16 protein-coding genes are annotated in these 15,153 nt (G+C 59.3%); 10 read left to right on the top strand and 6 right to left on the bottom strand.

The window, feature by feature from the left end; translation table 11 throughout:
* Window positions 1–7 precede the first annotated feature (7 nt).
* Window positions 8–292 (top strand): hypothetical protein, encoded by a 285-nt coding sequence (locus ACIP1X_RS07185; protein WP_400750645.1) that lies wholly within the window; start codon window positions 8–10, stop codon window positions 290–292.
* Here the strand turns inward: ACIP1X_RS07185 and ACIP1X_RS07180 are convergent.
* Window positions 289–762 (bottom strand): Crp/Fnr family transcriptional regulator, encoded by a 474-nt coding sequence (locus tag ACIP1X_RS07180; RefSeq protein ID WP_008085900.1) that lies wholly within the window; start codon window positions 760–762, stop codon window positions 289–291. The genes ACIP1X_RS07185 and ACIP1X_RS07180 overlap by 4 nt on opposite strands.
* Before the next feature lie 277 nt (window positions 763–1,039).
* Window positions 1,040–3,094 (bottom strand): S9 family peptidase, encoded by a 2,055-nt coding sequence (locus ACIP1X_RS07175; protein WP_400750642.1) that lies wholly within the window; start codon window positions 3,092–3,094, stop codon window positions 1,040–1,042.
* 237 nt (window positions 3,095–3,331) lie between these two features.
* Here ACIP1X_RS07175 and ACIP1X_RS07170 point away from each other — a divergent pair, with 237 nt between their 5' ends.
* The 3 genes from ACIP1X_RS07170 to ACIP1X_RS07160 are packed head-to-tail and all read left to right on the top strand — an operon-like array spanning window position 3,332 to window position 5,177.
* Window positions 3,332–3,829 carry a hypothetical protein gene (locus ACIP1X_RS07170; protein WP_053118114.1) on the top strand — a complete coding sequence of 166 codons (498 nt, stop codon included), beginning with the start codon at window positions 3,332–3,334 and terminating at the stop codon, window positions 3,827–3,829.
* A gap of 16 nt (window positions 3,830–3,845) precedes the next feature.
* Entirely contained in the window at window positions 3,846–4,622 is a 777-nt protein-coding gene (locus ACIP1X_RS07165; RefSeq protein ID WP_053118116.1) for a class II glutamine amidotransferase, read from the top strand.
* A gap of 12 nt (window positions 4,623–4,634) precedes the next feature.
* A complete protein-coding gene (locus ACIP1X_RS07160; protein ID WP_053118118.1) occupies window positions 4,635–5,177 on the top strand; it encodes a DUF2937 family protein in 543 nt (180 codons plus the stop codon).
* A gap of 141 nt (window positions 5,178–5,318) precedes the next feature.
* Here ACIP1X_RS07160 and ACIP1X_RS07155 read toward each other — a convergent pair whose 3' ends face one another.
* Window positions 5,319–6,233, bottom strand: coding sequence for a LysR family transcriptional regulator (locus ACIP1X_RS07155; RefSeq protein WP_400750639.1), 915 nt, complete (start codon window positions 6,231–6,233; stop codon window positions 5,319–5,321).
* Between the two features lie 159 nt (window positions 6,234–6,392).
* Here ACIP1X_RS07155 and ACIP1X_RS07150 point away from each other — a divergent pair, with 159 nt between their 5' ends.
* From ACIP1X_RS07150 to ACIP1X_RS07135, 4 genes are all read left to right on the top strand, one after another.
* The gene (locus ACIP1X_RS07150; RefSeq protein WP_053118122.1) at window positions 6,393–7,679 is read left to right on the top strand and encodes an MFS transporter; all 1,287 of its coding nucleotides are present in this window, start codon (window positions 6,393–6,395) and stop codon (window positions 7,677–7,679) included.
* A gap of 62 nt (window positions 7,680–7,741) precedes the next feature.
* The gene (locus tag ACIP1X_RS07145; protein ID WP_400750636.1) at window positions 7,742–8,494 is read left to right on the top strand and encodes a 5-oxoprolinase subunit PxpA; all 753 of its coding nucleotides are present in this window, start codon (window positions 7,742–7,744) and stop codon (window positions 8,492–8,494) included.
* Window positions 8,491–9,195 carry a 5-oxoprolinase subunit PxpB gene (pxpB, locus tag ACIP1X_RS07140; RefSeq protein ID WP_400750633.1) on the top strand — a complete coding sequence of 235 codons (705 nt, stop codon included), beginning with the start codon at window positions 8,491–8,493 and terminating at the stop codon, window positions 9,193–9,195. The genes ACIP1X_RS07145 and pxpB overlap by 4 nt, the downstream gene beginning before the upstream one ends.
* A complete protein-coding gene (locus ACIP1X_RS07135) occupies window positions 9,192–10,115 on the top strand; it encodes a biotin-dependent carboxyltransferase family protein (RefSeq protein WP_400750630.1) in 924 nt (307 codons plus the stop codon). Before pxpB ends, ACIP1X_RS07135 begins: the two co-directional genes overlap by 4 nt.
* A 140-nt stretch (window positions 10,116–10,255) precedes the next feature.
* On the opposite strand, the gene ACIP1X_RS07130 is transcribed toward ACIP1X_RS07135, so the two are convergent.
* Both ACIP1X_RS07130 and ACIP1X_RS07125 read right to left on the bottom strand, forming a co-directional pair.
* On the bottom strand, window positions 10,256–11,434 hold the full coding sequence (locus ACIP1X_RS07130; RefSeq protein WP_053118130.1) for a VWA domain-containing protein: 1,179 nt from the start codon (window positions 11,432–11,434) through the stop codon (window positions 10,256–10,258).
* Between the two features lie 12 nt (window positions 11,435–11,446).
* Window positions 11,447–12,292, bottom strand: coding sequence for a MoxR family ATPase (locus tag ACIP1X_RS07125; protein WP_064119651.1), 846 nt, complete (start codon window positions 12,290–12,292; stop codon window positions 11,447–11,449).
* A gap of 302 nt (window positions 12,293–12,594) precedes the next feature.
* Between ACIP1X_RS07125 and ACIP1X_RS07120 the strand changes: the two genes are divergently transcribed.
* The gene (locus ACIP1X_RS07120; RefSeq protein WP_400750626.1) at window positions 12,595–12,855 is read left to right on the top strand and encodes a DUF2442 domain-containing protein; all 261 of its coding nucleotides are present in this window, start codon (window positions 12,595–12,597) and stop codon (window positions 12,853–12,855) included.
* Window positions 12,856–12,858: 3 nt separating this feature from the next.
* Here the strand turns inward: ACIP1X_RS07120 and ACIP1X_RS07115 are convergent, their stop codons facing one another.
* Window positions 12,859–13,935, bottom strand: a complete 1,077-nt coding sequence (locus ACIP1X_RS07115; RefSeq protein WP_053118132.1) for a DUF748 domain-containing protein — start codon at window positions 13,933–13,935, stop codon at window positions 12,859–12,861.
* A gap of 128 nt (window positions 13,936–14,063) precedes the next feature.
* On the opposite strand from ACIP1X_RS07115, the gene cysK reads away from it, so the two are divergent.
* Window positions 14,064–15,038, top strand: a complete 975-nt coding sequence (cysK, locus tag ACIP1X_RS07110; RefSeq protein WP_159814663.1) for a cysteine synthase A — start codon at window positions 14,064–14,066, stop codon at window positions 15,036–15,038.
* Window positions 15,039–15,153 lie beyond the last annotated feature (115 nt).

Raw genomic sequence — 15,153 nt, 5'->3', positions numbered from 1 at the left:
GCCCTTGATGAAGCGCACCATTCTAACGGTCATTGCCCTGGCCGCGCTCTCGATTACTACAGTGCAGGCGCAGCAGACCATTCCGGTCAGCCCGACGCCGCAGCCCGGCGCGCCCGGTACCGCAACACCGACACCTTATCCGCAGATCACGCCGATCAACATTCCCAAGTCAGGCGCCGGCAGTGGCAGCCCGCCGCTGGTGCCGATTGAAATGCCTACGCCGCCGAGCAAAGATCAGCCAGTGCCGGGCATTGAACCGAGCGGCAGCAAGGCCAAATCGCCTGGCGGTTAGACCTGTTGTGCCGCCAGTTGGCCGTCGGCCATGCGCAGGCGTTTCGACAGCGAGACGGCGAGGGCGCGGATGATCTTCGCGGCGATCTTCGGCGCGTCGTTGAGCATTTTTTCCAGCGAGTCCTTGCCGAGGTTCAACAGTTGGCAGTTGCTCGCAGCGATGCAGGTGGCTGAGCGCCGTTCGCCGTCGAGCACGGCCATTTCACCGAACGCGCGGCCGCTGCGCAGGGTGGCCATGGTGATGACCTGGCCGTCGGGCCCGGTTTTCTGCACGGCGACCTGACCGGTGTGGAGGATGCACATGAAACTGCCGGCATCGCCCTCGCGGAATATCGCCTCGCCTTCCGCCACGGTGCTGATGCTGAAGTAGCCGGACGCGGCGGCGAAGTCGGCAAGTTGCAATTGATCGAACAGGCCACAGTCCATCAGCCAGTCGCGGATTTCGTTGTTCAGGAAGGTTGGTTCTGACATGTCGGTGCGGTCTTTATTGTTTTCACATTTCAAGGCTATACACGGATCCCATAGGAACGGGCTTTTGTGGCGAGGGGATTTATCCCCGATGGGCTGCGAAGCGGCCCCAAATCTTGCCAGCGCGATTCTGCTGAAACTCCGCGATGACCGAATTTGCGACTGCTGCACAGCCGATCGGGGATAAATCCCCTCGCCACAATGGGCAGTTTTCACAAGGGATCAGTGGGTATCGGCCACAAGGGTCTGGAGTTAAGACCCAAGTGACCGACGGAGTTCCTCAGGCCAGGCCCAAAACCTTGAAGACAAATGCATATTCGAGCGCTACGTCACGTAATCCCTGATAACGCCCGCTCATCCCGCCATGCCCGGCGCCCAGCTCAGTCTTGAGCAGCAACAGATTGTCGTCGGTTTTGCTCGCGCGCAGTTTCGCCACCCACTTGGCTGCTTCCCAATACTGCACGCGGCTGTCGTTGTAGCCGGCGATCACCAGTGTCGCGGGATAAGCCTGCGCAGTGACGTTTTCGTACGGCGCGTACGCCTTGATCCGCTCGTAAACCTCCGGCTCTTCAGGGTTGCCCCACTCGTCATATTCGGTGACGGTCAGCGGCAGCTCCGGGTCGAGCATGGTGTTGAGCACGTCGACGAACGGCACTTCGGCAATCGCCACGCCGAACAGATCCGGGCGCTGATTCAACACCGCGCCAATCAACAGACCACCGGCGCTGCCGCCGCTGATCGCCAGTTTTTCAGCCGTGGTGATGCCGTTGAGGATCAAGAATTCGGCGCAGGCAATGAAGTCGCTGAAGGTGTTCTGTTTGTGTTCCTGCTTGCCAGCGCGATACCAGGCTTCACCCAGCTCACCGCCGCCACGCACGTGGGCGATGGCGAAGGCCATGCCGCGATCGAGCAGACTCAAACGCGCGTGGGAGAACCACGGATCCAGACTCGAACCGTAAGCGCCATAACCGTACAGATACAGCGGCACCGGTTTGCCGAGCATTTCGCGCTTCATCACCAGGCTGATCGGCACTTGTGTACCGTCCGGCGCAGTGGCCCACAGGCGCTGGCTGACGTAAGCGTCGGCGTCGAACGGGCCGAGCACCGGCGTTTCCTTCAGCACGGTTTGTTCGCCAGTGGCGAGGATCAACTGGCGCACCTGAGCCGGGCGGTTCAACGCTTCATAGCGCAGACGAATGCGATCGCTTTCGAATTCCAGGCTGTTTTGCACATAAAGGCTGTAGGCCGCGTCCGGCAATTGCACGCGAAATGGCGCCAGGCCTTGTGGGTGAACTTCGATGATCGGCAGGCCACCTTCGCGCAGGCTCAAAGTCATGGCTTCGGTGTTGAGGCTGACGCCGTCGAGCATCACCGTGTCGCTGTGCGGGATCAGGTTTTGCCAGTCGGCTTCGGTCGGCGCGATGCCGGTATCCGGCGCCTGATACAGCGCGTAGTTGATGCCGTCGCGGTTGGTGCGGATAAACCATGTCCACGTGCCATCGAGCAGGCCGTGATCGACGTCGTATTCGTGATCTTCGACCCGTGGCGCCAGGCACGTGAACGGCAAGTGCGGCTGATTGGCATCGAGCACCCAGACTTCGCTGGTGGTCTTGCTGCCCAGCAACAGCAGCAATTGCTGCTCGGAGCTGGAACGGTAGCAATGCAGGAAAAAGCGACCGTCCGGCTCAGTGAAGACTTCTTCAGCGGCGGTGCCGTCGAGGCGATAGCGCAGCAGTTTGTGCGGGCGATGGGTGTCGTCGAGTTCGCCGAAGAACAGGGTCAGGCTGTCGTTGGCCCAGGTCATGCTGCCGTCGCAATCCTCGAATTCCAGCTCACTGACCTTGTTGTTGGACAGTTCTTTGACGAACAGCGTGTAAATCTCATCGCCGGTGGCGTCGACGCTGTAGGCCAGCCGCTGATGATCGGGGCTGATGCTGAACGCGCCCAGCGAGAAGAAGCCGCCATTGGCCAGCACGTTCGGGTCGAGCAATAGTTGCTCGCGAGTTTCGTCGAGGGTCAGGCTGTCGTCGGCCGGACGCGGGCAGCGGTAGTGCCGCGCGTATTCGTCGCCAGCGGTGGTGCGCGTGTAATACAGGTACGGGCCCCATGGCGAGGGCAGGGACAGGTCGGTTTCGAGAATCCGGCCCTTGATCTCTGCGAACAGGGTTTCGCGCAATTCAGCCTGATCGGCGGTTTGCGCTTCCTGATAGCCGTTTTCAGCCTTGAGGTAATCGAGTACTGCGTCGGTGTCGCGCTCCTGCAGCCAGGCATACGGGTCGGCGCCGGGCGCCTTGTGGGCAATCGGAGCACTGCTGACGTTGGCGGATTGGGGCATGGAAGGCTCTCGAACAATGTACGGAATAGGAGTTTTCGCAAATCCTGGAAACACTGCATTCCCCTGTGGGAGCGAGCCTGCTCGCGAAGGCGTCCGGTCAGATGACATTTGTTTCACTGACCCACCGCTTTCGCGAGCAGGCTCGCTCCCACAGGGTTTGCTGCGGGTCGTCTGGTATTGGGACAAGCCGGACGGGCGAAAAGTCGTTACTATAAGCGCCTCTTTGCCTGCCTTGCCATGGACACCATGACCGAGAACGACTATCTGATCGCCTGGGGCCTCTACGCCTTTGCCGCCGTAGGCTGCCTGTTGGTATGGATGCGCCTGACCACCTGGATGTGGCGCTACCTGCGCGAGCCGCTGCGGGTGCTGATGGCGGTGTTGCTGTTCAGCCCGACCATCATTGACCCGGTGAAAGCCAAAGTTGCGCCGTCTATCGCCATCACCGCGCTGGATCTGGCGTTCAAGGTCGGCAACAACGCGTGGCGAGCGATCTCCGATCTGTTCATGTACAGCATGATCGCCCTCGGTATTTACCTGATCTTCGTGTTGATCCGTCTGCCAATCGAACGCGCGTCCCGTGCTCGCCGCGAGCAGGCAGAAGCCGCCAAGGCTGCCGCTCGTGCCGATGATCGCGATGACGATCAACCGTTCGGCGGCGTCGGCGATGACCGCTACGGTCGTCCGCCCGTCCCGAGCAATCCGCAGCGCACGCGGGTCGAGCCGCGCCTGTAATCCCGAGAGTCCGCACATGTGTGAATTACTGGGCATGAGTGCCAACGTGCCGACCGATATCGTGTTCAGCTTCACCGGCCTGATGCAGCGTGGCGGGCGTACCGGCCCGCACCGCGACGGCTGGGGCATCGCGTTTTACGAAGGTCGTGGCTTGCGCCTGTTTCAGGATCCGGCGGCCAGCAGTGAGTCGGAAGTCGCCAATCTGGTGCAACGCTATCCGATCAAAAGCGAAGTGGTCATCGGCCATATTCGCCAGGCCAACGTCGGCAAGGTTTGCCTGTCCAACACCCACCCGTTCGTCCGCGAATTGTGGGGCCGCAACTGGTGCTTCGCGCACAACGGCCAACTCGCCGATTTCACCCCGATCAAAAGTTTCTACCGCCCGGTCGGCGATACCGACAGCGAGGCGGCGTTCTGCGATTTGCTCAACCGCGTGCGTGCAGCGTTTCCGGAACCGGTCGATATAGAAGAACTGTTGCCGGATCTGGTCGCGGCCTGCGCCGAATACCGCAGCAAAGGCGTGTTCAACTGCCTGCTCAGCGATGGCGACTGGCTGTTCTGCTACTGCTCGACCAAACTGGCACAGATCACCCGGCGCGCACCGTTCGGCCCGGCGCGCTTGAAGGATGTCGACGTAATCGTCGATTTCCAGGCGGAAACCACGCCCAACGACGTGGTCACCGTGATTGCCACCGAACCGTTGACCGAAAACGAAACCTGGACCCGCTACGAACCGGGCCAATGGAGCCTGTGGCGACGCGGCGAATGCGTCAGCCAGGGTAAGACCGAATAAGGATTGCGCGCCATGTTGCTCAGTTATCTACGGCTGGTGTTGTTCGCGGCGGGCCTGTTGATCGGTGTCCAGGTGCCGGGCTTCATCAACGATTACGCGAAACGCGTCGAAGCGCATCTGATTGAAGCGCAGACCGGGTTACGCGGTTTTCAGGGCACGGCCGATCAATTTTTCAAGGGCGATATGCAGGCGCTGGTCGCGCATTATCGCGCCAGTGAAGATCCGATATTCCGTAGCGATGCGGATAGCCTGAACACTTTGCTCACCCGTCAGGTGGCGTTGGACAAGCAGTTCCAGGCGATGCAGGGCCCTTGGTACATCCGCTTTCTGCAAGTGGTGCTGGCGGCGGATCCGGACATTCGCAAGGAAACCTGGAATGGCTACAGCTATCAGATTCTGCTGACCCCGGAAGCGATGATCTGGGGCATGAGCGGCGCGCTGTTGCTGTCGTTCGGGATTGAATGCGTGTTCCGTCTGATTGACTGGGTGGTGCTCGGCGGCCGACGTTTGCGCCAAAGCCGCCCGATCGAAGACCGCGACGTGCGCGGCCTCTGATGATCGTTCCCACGCTCTGCGTGGGAATGCAGCCAGGGACGCTCCGCGTCCCAAAGCGGACGCGGAGCGTCCATTGAGGCATTCCCACGCGGAGCATGGGAACGATCATGTAGGAGCTGCCGAAGGCTGCGATCTTTGCTGTTAAGGAGTCAAAACCACATACCCATCACCAACCTTCTGCGCATACCCCGCCAACACCTGCTGACACAACGTCACAATCTCCTCGACCCACTCAACCCCCACCCGCCACGACACCACCACCTGCAAATCCGGTGGCCGCTGATCGATGTTCAGCAAGGTCAATTCCCCCCGCGCCAGTTCCTCCGCCACCAACACCGGCGGCAGCACGCCAATACCAAAACCATCGCGCAACAACCGCGTGATCGCCGACACCGAATTCACGCAATTCAAACGCGGCGCCAGCACGCCGTTCGCCTGCATCAACGCCAGTAGATCCTGATGCGGTCGGGAGTTTTTCGAGTAGGTGATGATGCGTTCCTGCGCCAGTTCAGCGAGGTTGGCGTAGTCGCGGTTGTAGATCGAATTACTGGCGACGATCCAGCCCAGCGGATGGCTGGCCAGTTCCAGGCTGCGCACACTTTCGTGGCGCACCAGATCGGTTTGCAGAACGATATCGAGAAAACCTTTTTGCAGCTGATCGCAGAGGTTTAGCGAGGTATCCGCCACCAGCTCGATTTCCACGCGCGGGTACAGATCGGTCATCTGCGCCACCAACGGGCTCAGCCACGTGTGGATCACCGTGTCCATCACGCCGATGCGCACGCGGCCGACCTTGCTTGAGCGCGTCTCGATCGATTGCTTCAGCGCCGACATGGTGTCGAGCATCTGCTCGGCATAATCGAGCACTTTCAAACCTTCGGGCGTCAGGCTGACCCCGCGTGAATCACGCAGAAACAGCTTCACCCCCAGCTCGCCCTCCAGCACCGCAATGCGGCTGGAAATCGATGCCTGGGTGGTGAACAGCTTGTCGGCGGTCAGGCGAAAACTCTTCAGGCGGGCGACCCAGACAAAGGTCTCGAGAAACTTCAGGTTCATGGGCAAGGCTCGGGTGACAAATTTTTCTTATGCCTAAGGCGGGTTTTTATTCGTTGGACGCAGCACGCCCGGGCGACGAAAAATCGGCGCATCCGGTTCCCACGATAGGCGTCGTCGGGGCTACGAACAAGACCAATAAAAAACCTGCGGAGATAAGCCATGAGTGCTCCCGACACCCTAGAAGCATCCCCGGCACCGGCGCGTCCGGGGCCTTTCGACTGGTATCGCAACATCAATCAGCAGGAGCGCCGCACCTTCTGGAGCTGCAAGATCGGCTACGGTCTGGACGGCATGGACACGCAGATGCTCAGCTTCGTCGTGCCGACGCTGATTGCGATGTGGGGCATCACCACCGGCGAGGCCGGTCTGATCCATACCAGCACGCTGATTGCTTCAGCGATTGGCGGTTGGGTCGCCGGAATTCTCTCCGACCGCATCGGCCGCGTGCGCACCCTGCAACTGACGGTGCTGTGGTTCGCCTTCTTCACTTTTCTCTGCGGCTTCGCGCAAAACTACGAACAACTGCTGATCGCCCGCACCCTGATGGGCTTCGGTTTCGGCGGCGAATGGACGGCCGGCGCGGTGCTGATCGGCGAGGTGATCCGCGCCAAGGATCGCGGCAAAGCGGTGGGCATGGTGCAATCCGGGTGGGCGCTGGGCTGGGGGCTGACGGCGATTCTGTATGCGCTGCTGTTCTCGGTGTTGCCACCGGAAGACGCCTGGCGCGCGCTGTTCATCCTCGGCATCGTACCGGCGATTTTTGTGATTTTCGTCCGCCGTCTGGTCAAGGATCCGGAGATCTATCGCGAAGCCAAGGCCCGACAAACGCCGGAGAATCAATCGAAGTTTTACGAGATCTTCGCGCCGGGCATGCTCTTCACCACGTTCCGCGCTTCGCTGCTGACCACGGGAGCTTTGGGCGGTTATTACGCGATCACTTCCTGGCTGCCGACCTTCCTCAAGAACGAACGCGGTTTGAGCGTACTCGGTACTGGCGGTTATCTGGCGATGGTGATTGTCGGCTCTTACGTCGGTTACGTGATCAGCGCCTATCTGACCGATCTGCTAGGCCGCAAAAAGAATTTCATTCTGTTCGCGGTCGGCTCGTTCACCATCGTTTTGCTCTATACGCAATTGCCGGTGAGCAACGGCGTGATGCTGTGGCTGGGCTTTCCGCTGGGCTTTTTCGCCTCAGGGATTTTCAGCGGCATGGGCGCGTTTCTCACTGAGCTGTTTCCGACGCGGATTCGCGGTTCGGGGCAGGGTTTTTGCTACAACATCGGGCGGGCGCTGGCGGCATTGTTTCCGCTGCTGATCGGTTTGCTTAGCCAGACCGTGCCATTGAGTGTCGGCATTGGTGCTTTCGCGGCGGTGTCTTACGGCGTGGTGATCATCGCGGCATTGAGCCTGCCGGAAACCCGTGGCAAGCAACTCGATGCGCAGTAACTGATAACCTGCCAGGCACAGTCCTACCGATAAAAAGACAAGCCCCTACAGGAGTGTTCACCGTGAGCCGCCTGCTATTGAATTGCGACATTGGCGAGAGCTTCGGCAGCTGGACCATGGGTCTGGACGCCGAGGTCATGCCCTTCATCGATTGCGCCAACATCGCCTGCGGTTTCCATGCCGGCGACCCGAGCATCATGCGTAAAACCGTCAGCCTGGCGTTGAGCCACGGCGTGAAAATCGGCGCGCATCCGGCTTATCAGGATCTGGTCGGTTTCGGCCGCCGTTCCATGGCGTATTCGGCGCAAGAGCTGCAAGACATTCTGCATTACCAGATCGGCGCGCTCGACGGCATCTGCAAGGCGCAGGGTGGCCGGGTCAGTTACGTCAAACCGCACGGCGCGATGTACAACGACATGATGACCAACCCGGCGCAATTGCGTGCGGTGATTCAGGCCGTGGCCGCTTACGACAGCAGCCTGCCGCTGATGTTGATGGCCACTCGCGACAACTCGGCCGCGCAGCAAATGGGTGATGAGTATGGCGTGACGTTGTGGTTCGAAGCCTTCGCCGACCGCGCCTATGACAGCGCCGGCAAACTGGTTTCACGACAACTGCCGGGTGCGGTGCATCACGACCCTGAAAATATCATCGAACAAGCGCTGACCATTGCCCGTGGCGGCAACCTCACCGCCAGCGATGGCAGTGCGTTGCGCCTGCACGCCAACACCCTCTGCGTGCACGGCGACAACGCCAGTTCGGTGGCCGCCGTGCAGCGCATTCGCGAGGCCTTGAATCAGCAGGACGCGCAATGAACCCAAGGATTGAAGTGGTGGCACTGGATTGCCTGATGCTGCGTCTGTTCGATGAAATCGCTGAGGCCAACATGCCGTGGATGCTCGCTGCCAGTGAGCGTTTGCGTTCGGTGTTCGGCGCGCAATTGATCGATCTGGTGCCGTCGTACACGACGCTGATGGTGCATTACGATTTGACGGTTTTGAGCCCGAATCAGGCGCGGGAATTGATCGCTGAGGCGCTGATTGATCTGTCGCCGAATTCACGATCCGCCGGTCAATGTCATGTGCTGCCGGTCTGGTATGACTTGAGCGTCGGGCCGGAGTTGAGCTTGCTGGCTGAGCGCAGTGGGCTGGCAGTGGAGGAGGTGATCCGTCGCCACAGCGGCCGCGAATATCAGGTGTTCGCTCTCGGCTTCGCGCCGGGTTTTGCCTTTATGGGTTTGGTCGAAGAAATCCTCGCGGCGCCACGTTTGAACACGCCGCGCAAGAAAGTCGCCGCTGGCAGCGTCGGTATCGCTGAGCGGCAAACCGCCGCCTATCCCGTGGTCTCGCCCGGTGGCTGGAATCTGATCGGTCGTACGCCGGCGAAACTGTTTGACCGTCATCGCGATGGCTACAGCCTGATGCAACCCGGCGACACCGTGCGTTTCGAAGCCGTGAGTCATGCCGAGTTCATCAATCTGGGCGGCGACGACACGCCACTGGAGGCGCAGGCATGAGCCGATTGACGATTGAGGCGAGTACGCCGCTGTGCCTGTTGCAGGACGCCGGACGATTTGGTGTGCGGCATCTGGGCGTGACTCAGGGCGGCGCGGCGGATTGGTGCTCGATGAGCTGGGCCAATTGGCTGCTGGGCAACGGGCTGGATTTGGCGGTGATCGAAATCACCCTCGGCGGCTTTGCGGTGGTGGCGGAAGAGGATTGCTTGCTGGCGCTGGCCGGGGCGGATCTTGGCGCGCAGGTAGATGGTCAGCCGTTGGCGCCGTGGCGCAGTTTCAAATTGGGCAAAGGGCAAAAACTGCAGTTCACGCAACCGTTGCTCGGTGCCCGGGCGTATCTTGCGGCGCCCGGTGGCTTTGACGCGCCGAAGGTGTTGGGCAGCAGCGCGACGGTGGTGCGTGAAGAACTCGGTGGACTCGACGGCATGGGCTTGTCGTTGTCCAAGGGTTCAACGCTGAGTTATCACGGGGAATCGTTGCTGGTGCGGGAAATGCCGTTGGCGTTGCGGCCGGATCTTAAATCGAGTGCACCGCTGGATCTGGTGCTCGGCGCGCAGATTGGTCAGTTCAGCGGGCAGAGTCTGTTTGATGTGTTTAACAGTGCCTGGACGCTGGACAGTCGCGCTGATCGCATGGGTATTCGTTTGCTGGGCAAGGCGCTGGAATATCAGGGCCAGCCGATGATTTCCGAGGGAATTCCGTCGGGCGCGGTGCAGGTGCCGCCGGATGGGCAGCCGATTGTGTTGCTCAATGATCGGCAGACGATTGGTGGGTATCCACGGTTGGGGGCGTTAACGCCGTTGGCGTTGGCGCGGCTGGCGCAGTGTTTGCCGGGGGCGCAGGTGCGGTTGCGGCCGGTGGTGCAAGATGTCGCGCACCGTGAGCATGTCGGATATTTGCGGCGCTTTAAAGAAAGCTAAGAGCTTCGCGAGCAAGCCCGCTCCCACAATTGATCGTTCCCACGCTCCGCGTGGGAATGCCGCCCGGGACGCTCCGCGTCCCTGTGACGCAGAGCGTCACTGGATGCGTTCCCACGCAGAGCGTGGGAACGATCTGGTCGTCATTTGGACAAAAACCGCATCCCTTCCTCAAGCCCACGCAACGTCAACGGATACATCTGATCCTCAATCAAATCCCTGACGATATTGGTCGACGAGGTATACCCCCACGTATCTTTCGGATACGGGTTAATCCAGATGAGCTTCTTGTACTTCTCCATAAACCGCTGCATCCACACATAACCCGGCTCTTCGTTCCAGTGCTCGACACTGCCGCCGGCCTGGGTGATTTCATAAGGCGCCATCGCGGCGTCGCCAATGAAAATCACCTTATAGTCAGCGCCGTACTTGTGCAGCAGATCCTGGGTTGAAGTGCGCTCGGAAGTGCGGCGCATGTTGTTCTTCCACACCGACTCATAAACGAAGTTGTGGAAGTAGAAGTACTCCAGATGCTTGAACTCGGTCTTGCAGGCCGAGAACAACTCCTCGCAGATCTTCACGTGCGCGTCCATCGAACCGCCGATGTCGAACAGCAACAACAGCTTCACCGTATTGCGCCGCTCCGGGCGCATCTGAATGTTCAGCAGGCCCGCGTCTTTGGCGGTGTGATCGATGGTGCCGTCGATATCGAGTTCTTCCGCCGCGCCCTGGCGAGCGAATTTACGCAAACGACGCAGGGCAACCTTGATGTTGCGCGTGCCCAGTTCCACCGAATCATCGAGGTTCTTGTACTCGCGCTGATCCCAGACTTTCACCGCTTTGCCCTGACGCTTGCCGGCATCGCCCACCCGAATGCCTTCCGGGTTGAAGCCGCCGGAGCCAAACGGGCTGGTGCCGCCGGTGCCGATCCATTTGTTGCCGCCGGCGTGGCGTTCCTTCTGTTCTTCCAGACGTTTCTTGAACTCTTCGATCAGCTTGTCGAGACCGCCGAGGGACTGGATCTGCGCGCGTTCCTCGTCGCTCAGCGAGCGCTCGAACTCCTTGCGCAGCCACTCTTCGGGAATCAGCGCCTGTAAATGATCGTCGAGCTTTTCGAGGCCATTGAAGTAGGCGCCGAACGCACGGTCGAATTTGTCGAAATGACGTTCGTCCTTCACCAGAATCGCCCGCGACAAGTAATAGAACTCGTCCATGTCGGCGAAGGTCACGCGCTGTTTCAGCGCGTTGATCAGGTCGAGCAGCTCGCGCACCGACACCGGCACCTTGGCGGCACGCATTTCATTGAACAGGTTGAGCAACATGGCATCAGCCTCTTAGCGAGAACCGCGACGGCTCATGAACGCCAGACGCTCAAGCAGTTGCACGTCCTGTTCGTTCTTCACCAAAGCACCGGCCAGCGGCGGAATCGCCTTGGTCGGATCGCGTTCGCGCAGCACCGCTTCGCCAATATTGTCGGCCATCAGCAGTTTCAGCCAGTCGACCAGCTCGGAAGTCGACGGCTTCTTCTTCAGGCCTGGCACTTTGCGCACATCGAAGAACACGTCCAGCGCTTCGCTGACCAGATCCTTCTTGATGTCCGGGTAGTGCACGTCGACGATTTTCTGCAGGGTCGGGCGATCCGGGAAAGCGATGTAGTGGAAGAAGCAGCGGCGCAGGAAAGCGTCCGGCAGCTCTTTCTCGTTGTTCGAAGTAATGATAATGATCGGGCGCTTCTTGGCCTTGATGGTCTCGTCGATCTCGTAAACGTAGAACTCCATCTTGTCGAGTTCTTGCAGCAAGTCGTTGGGGAACTCGATGTCGGCCTTGTCGATCTCGTCGATCAGCAAAATGACCCGCTCTTCGGACTCGAAAGCCTCCCAGAGCTTGCCTTTCTTCAGGTAGTTGCGCACGTCGTGGACTTTTTCAGTGCCCAGCTGCGAGTCGCGCAGACGGCTGACCGCATCGTACTCGTACAGGCCCTGATGCGCCTTGGTGGTGGATTTGATGTGCCAGGTGATCAGCTTGGCATTGAACGATTCGGCCAGCTGCTCGGCGAGCATGGTCTTGCCGGTGCCCGGCTCGCCCTTGACCAGCAGCGGCCGCTCCAGGGTGATGGCGGCGTTGACCGCCAGCTTCAGGTCATCGGTGGCGACGTAGGCCTGGGTGCCTTCGAACTTCATCTGCTAATCCTCGAACGGTAACGCCGACCTGAACGGGCAGGGCGGGGGCGAAATAATCGGATGCCCGACTATAACGCGCAGGCCGGTCGACTGTGAACGCAGACGGCTTATTCAGTCTCTGAATGGGGCGTCACATGTTGACTCAGTCTCGGCCCATGGCCAGTATTTTTACCCGGTTGATTCGGCGATAGCCTCTGAACACACCGCATGACTTGCGGCAAAAGGGCTTTCTGTGGCGAGGGAGCTTGCTCCCGCTGGGCTGCGAAGCAGCCCCATCCCGTTCACTCGGAGGCTTTTAATACATGTCGAGCATAAAAAGACCACGCTTGTCCGCTGCCGTAGCGCTTACAGACCGCCGACTCGCACTGACCTTTTGCGATAGCCGGCAAGTAACAGTCGATTTGAGTTGCGATATCCAAACATATCCAGGACTCGCCCCATTACTCGATCCGATAGTCTTTGCAACTGCTCGTCTGGCAGATAATGGCTGGACTGTTGAATGGTTGGCCGCAGATATCCAGATCGGCGCAGATACCTTTTATCGGGATGCATTTAGCCCGTAAATCCTAACCCGCATCCGGCTTAGGCCGTTCATACCGCGCATTGAATGCCTGAACAAAGCCATTACGCAAAATCTGCAAAAACGCTTCAAACGCGCTGATATTTTGCTGATGCACATTGCCGCTCAGCTCAACCTTGGTCGCGAACTGGTTTTTCGCCTGATTCTTCAGCACGGTTTCCGTGCCGCCGACCAGCGCTTCCCAGACGGAGCGGAAGATGCTTTTGTTCTTGTTTTCCACGTCCTGCTGCCAGTTGAACACTTCAACGTCACGCAGCAGGGGTTTGATGTAGCCGTTGACTTGCGCCTTTTTGGCTTTGGCCTCAATCACTACATCGCCGTGACCGGCATTGAAGTCGAACTTGCCGTAGGCCGAAGCGAAGTCGTTCATGCTCTTGAGTTCGATATCTTTGGCGCGCAGGCGGAATTCGAAGTCTTCAAAATTGCTCAACGGATCGAAGGTGGCGGTGGTTTCCAGCGGTGCGTGGCCGAGTAGCAAGGCTTTGCCTTCGAAACGGGCGTCGCGTTTACCGTCCTTATCGACCACGTTGGTCAGGTTGTAGATGCTCGCGTTGACGTCAGTGGCATTCATGTTCACCGGCGGTTTGGAGTTGAAGTTGCGGAAACTGATGCGACCGTCGTTGATCTGCACTTCGTCGAGGGTGATGGGCAACAACTTGCCCAACTGCTCACGCCAGTCGGTGCCTTGACCGGTCTGGGAATTCTGTTTGTTGGCGCCACCGTCGACGAAGTTGATTTCAGGTTTGAAGAACTTCACTTGAGCGACGACGGCATGGTCGTACCACAGCGAGTGCCAACTGACTGAAAGGTCGATCAACGGTGCGTTAACGAACGGCACCGGCACTTTGCCGTCGACTTTGACAATCTTCAGACCGTTGATTTTGTAGGCGCCGCGCCACCACGCCAGGTCAACGTCGGTGATCTGACCACGGTAATCGCCCATGTTGGCCAGTTTGTCATTCAGGTAATCGCGCACCACGTAGGGCAGGGCGATGTGCAGCGCGATCAGCAGCACGACGATTCCCGCAAAAGTCCATAGCGGCCAACTGTAACGACGTTTCATGGTGACAATTCCCGAACGATGTAAAGCGATTGACTACTACGTGTTGCAGACGTTCGCCTCGACTGGACTGTGATGGGCAACAGGCATACCTTGGAGCGCTGAATTCAACGCTGCATAAGGACCCAGCCATGAGCCGTATTTTTGCTGACAATGCCCATTCCATCGGCAACACGCCGCTGGTGCAGATCAACCGTATTGCGCCGCGTGGCGTGACCATTCTGGCCAAGATCGAGGGGCGCAACCCCGGTTATTCGGTGAAATGCCGGATCGGTGCCAACATGATCTGGGACGCCGAAAGCAGCGGCAAACTCAAGCCCGGCATGACCATCGTCGAGCCGACCTCGGGCAACACTGGCATCGGCCTGGCCTTCGTCGCCGCCGCTCGCGGTTACAAATTGATGCTGACCATGCCCGCCTCGATGAGCATCGAGCGCCGCAAGGTGCTCAAAGCACTGGGCGCTGAACTGGTGTTGACCGAACCGGCCAAGGGCATGAAAGGCGCGATCGAAAAAGCTGCTGAAATCGTGGCCAGTGATGCCGACAAATACTTCATGCCCGCGCAGTTCGATAACCCGGCCAACCCGGCCATTCATGAAAAAACCACCGGCCCGGAAATCTGGAACGACACCGATGGCGCTGTCGACGTATTGGTGGCCGGCGTCGGAACCGGCGGAACCATCACCGGTGTTTCGCGGTATATCAAGAATACCCAGGGCAAACCGATTCTCTCCGTGGCCGTGGAGCCGGTGTCCTCACCGGTGATCACGCAAGCGCTGGCCGGTGAAGAGATCAAGCCGAGCCCGCACAAGATTCAGGGTATCGGCGCAGGTTTTGTGCCGAAAAACCTCGATCTGTCGATGGTAGACCGGGTTGAGTTGGTGACTGACGAAGAATCGAAAGCCATGGCCCTGCGTTTGATGCAGGAAGAAGGGATCTTGTGCGGGATCTCCTGCGGTGCAGCGATGGCGGTTGCCGTGCGTCTGGCGGAGACCCCGGAAATGCAGGGCAAGACCATCGTCGTGATCCTGCCGGACTCAGGCGAACGTTATCTGTCGAGCATGTTATTCAGCGACCTGTTCACCGAGCAGGAGAATCAGCAGTAATCTGGATTGATTCAGGTCAGCCAAGGTTCAGGATCGTTATGTTAATAAGCGCTTTATTGCGCATTGCTTAACACTGAATCTTGGAATGCACGGGTTTTTCCCGACGCCGGTAGTG

It is taken from the genome of Pseudomonas sp. NPDC088885, from assembly GCF_044750025.1.
GTDB classification, from domain to species: Bacteria; Pseudomonadota; Gammaproteobacteria; order Pseudomonadales; family Pseudomonadaceae; genus Aquipseudomonas; species Aquipseudomonas rustica.
This window is presented reverse-complemented; position numbering and strand designations above follow the sequence as displayed.

What these genes read in the sequence shown, in the direction of transcription:
- ACIP1X_RS07150 (WP_053118122.1), top strand. Translation starts at nt 6,393, where the DNA reads ATGAGTGCTCCCGACACCCTAGAAGCATCCCCGGCACCGGCGCGTCCG.
- ACIP1X_RS07125 (WP_064119651.1), bottom strand. Translation starts at nt 12,292, where the DNA reads ATGAAGTTCGAAGGCACCCAGGCCTACGTCGCCACCGATGACCTGAAG.
- ACIP1X_RS07130 (WP_053118130.1), bottom strand. Translation starts at nt 11,434, where the DNA reads ATGTTGCTCAACCTGTTCAATGAAATGCGTGCCGCCAAGGTGCCGGTG.
- ACIP1X_RS07160 (WP_053118118.1), top strand. Translation starts at nt 4,635, where the DNA reads ATGTTGCTCAGTTATCTACGGCTGGTGTTGTTCGCGGCGGGCCTGTTG.
- ACIP1X_RS07115 (WP_053118132.1), bottom strand. Translation starts at nt 13,935, where the DNA reads ATGAAACGTCGTTACAGTTGGCCGCTATGGACTTTTGCGGGAATCGTC.
- ACIP1X_RS07180 (WP_008085900.1), bottom strand. Translation starts at nt 762, where the DNA reads ATGTCAGAACCAACCTTCCTGAACAACGAAATCCGCGACTGGCTGATG.
- ACIP1X_RS07170 (WP_053118114.1), top strand. Translation starts at nt 3,332, where the DNA reads ATGGACACCATGACCGAGAACGACTATCTGATCGCCTGGGGCCTCTAC.
- pxpB (WP_400750633.1), top strand. Translation starts at nt 8,491, where the DNA reads ATGAACCCAAGGATTGAAGTGGTGGCACTGGATTGCCTGATGCTGCGT.
- ACIP1X_RS07135 (WP_400750630.1), top strand. Translation starts at nt 9,192, where the DNA reads ATGAGCCGATTGACGATTGAGGCGAGTACGCCGCTGTGCCTGTTGCAG.
- ACIP1X_RS07175 (WP_400750642.1), bottom strand. Translation starts at nt 3,094, where the DNA reads ATGCCCCAATCCGCCAACGTCAGCAGTGCTCCGATTGCCCACAAGGCG.
- ACIP1X_RS07165 (WP_053118116.1), top strand. Translation starts at nt 3,846, where the DNA reads ATGTGTGAATTACTGGGCATGAGTGCCAACGTGCCGACCGATATCGTG.
- cysK (WP_159814663.1), top strand. Translation starts at nt 14,064, where the DNA reads ATGAGCCGTATTTTTGCTGACAATGCCCATTCCATCGGCAACACGCCG.
- ACIP1X_RS07155 (WP_400750639.1), bottom strand. Translation starts at nt 6,233, where the DNA reads ATGAACCTGAAGTTTCTCGAGACCTTTGTCTGGGTCGCCCGCCTGAAG.
- ACIP1X_RS07185 (WP_400750645.1), top strand. Translation starts at nt 8, where the DNA reads ATGAAGCGCACCATTCTAACGGTCATTGCCCTGGCCGCGCTCTCGATT.
- ACIP1X_RS07120 (WP_400750626.1), top strand. Translation starts at nt 12,595, where the DNA reads ATGTCGAGCATAAAAAGACCACGCTTGTCCGCTGCCGTAGCGCTTACA.